The 1,235-nt window shown below is 44.9% G+C and carries 2 protein-coding genes; both read left to right on the top strand.

Going from position 1 to position 1,235, the window contains the following annotated elements:
- Window positions 1–56: 56 nt before the first annotated feature.
- The gene (locus AC2YIT_RS32185) at window positions 57–344 is read left to right on the top strand and encodes a transposase (protein ID WP_454524995.1); all 288 of its coding nucleotides are present in this window, start codon (window positions 57–59) and stop codon (window positions 342–344) included.
- 5 nt (window positions 345–349) lie between these two features.
- Window positions 350–1,186 (top strand): IS3 family transposase, encoded by an 837-nt coding sequence (locus AC2YIT_RS32180; RefSeq protein ID WP_487281946.1) that lies wholly within the window; start codon window positions 350–352, stop codon window positions 1,184–1,186.
- The last annotated feature ends 49 nt before the right edge of the window (window positions 1,187–1,235 follow it).

The following is a 1,235-nucleotide window of genomic DNA, read 5'->3' as shown; positions in this document are numbered from 1 at the left end:
TATAATACTCCCCAAAATCTGGACAGCTACTTAAATTTCTAATTTAGTAGTTGACTATGAAAAAGGAACGTAGGAAATTCAGCGCAAGCTTCAAAGCCAAAGTGGCGATAGAAGCAATCAAAGAGGTTCAAACCGTCCAGGAACTAGCCTCCAAGTACGAGATCCATCCGACACAGATAGCGGCCTGGAAGCGGGAGTTTCTGGAGAAGGCCGAATTGGTATTCAGTAAGGAGGTGCCTGCTGCCGGTAATGAAGCCGAAAATACAAAGGAGAAGGAATTGTACTCGAAAATCGGTGAGCTTCAAGTCCAAGTTGATTTTTTAAAAAAGGTCTTGGGGAAATGAGTATCATGGAGAAGCGCAGTCTTGTTTCCCCAGAATATCGTGCTTTGAGCGTTTCTGATCAGTGCAAATTGATTGGTTTGCAACGCAGTAGCTATTACTTTAAGCCCAGAGGCCAATCGCTGTTAAACCAGCGCTTGATGAAGGCTATTGATCGCCAATTCTTGGACTGCCCATTTTATGGGGTGGAACGTATGCGCGATTATCTGATCGGATTGGGATACCATGTTGGCGTAAAACGTGTGAGAAGGCTTTACAGGCTCATGAATCTGCGCACAATTTACCCCAAGCGTAATCTGAGCAAGGCCAATCCTGCTGATTACAAATATCCATACTTGCTGAAGGGACTGAAAATAGAACGTCCTAACCAGGTCTGGCAGGCTGATATATCGTACATTCCAATGTTCAGAGGGTTTATGTACATGTTTGCTATTATTGATGTCTATAGCCGCCGGATCGTGGGCTGGAGTATTTCTAACACCATGAGCATGGAATGGTGCCGGGAAACAGTTTTGGATACCATACGTACAGAGGGCCAGCCCGAAATATTCAATACCGACCAGGGTAGCCAATTTACGAGTCCAGGATTTATTAATCCATTACTCGAAAGTGGAATACAAATCTCGATGGATGGCAAAGGAAGAGCCCTCGACAATGTTTTCATCGAACGCTTCTGGCGATCGCTCAAACAAGAATACGTCTACCTAAATCCTCCCAATGGTGGGATGGATCTGTATCGGGGCGTAAAGGCATATGTGGAGTTTTACAACCGACGACGTAAACACACCGGGACTGGGTACATTCCTGATGAACTGTTTTTCGATACCAGTGCGAAAGCATCATAATTAAACTTAATCCCATCCGTTCGCTGTCCAGTGAAACGGGAGTAGTTCA

Source organism: Dyadobacter sp. SRI_021, assembly GCF_057586235.1.
This window is presented reverse-complemented; position numbering and strand designations above follow the sequence as displayed.

Bases quoted from the DNA above. Each gene is read 5' to 3' on its own strand.
- AC2YIT_RS32185 (WP_454524995.1), top strand. From the start codon at position 57: ATGAAAAAGGAACGTAGGAAATTCAGCGCAAGCTTCAAAGCCAAAGTG.
- AC2YIT_RS32180 (WP_487281946.1), top strand. From the start codon at position 350: ATGGAGAAGCGCAGTCTTGTTTCCCCAGAATATCGTGCTTTGAGCGTT.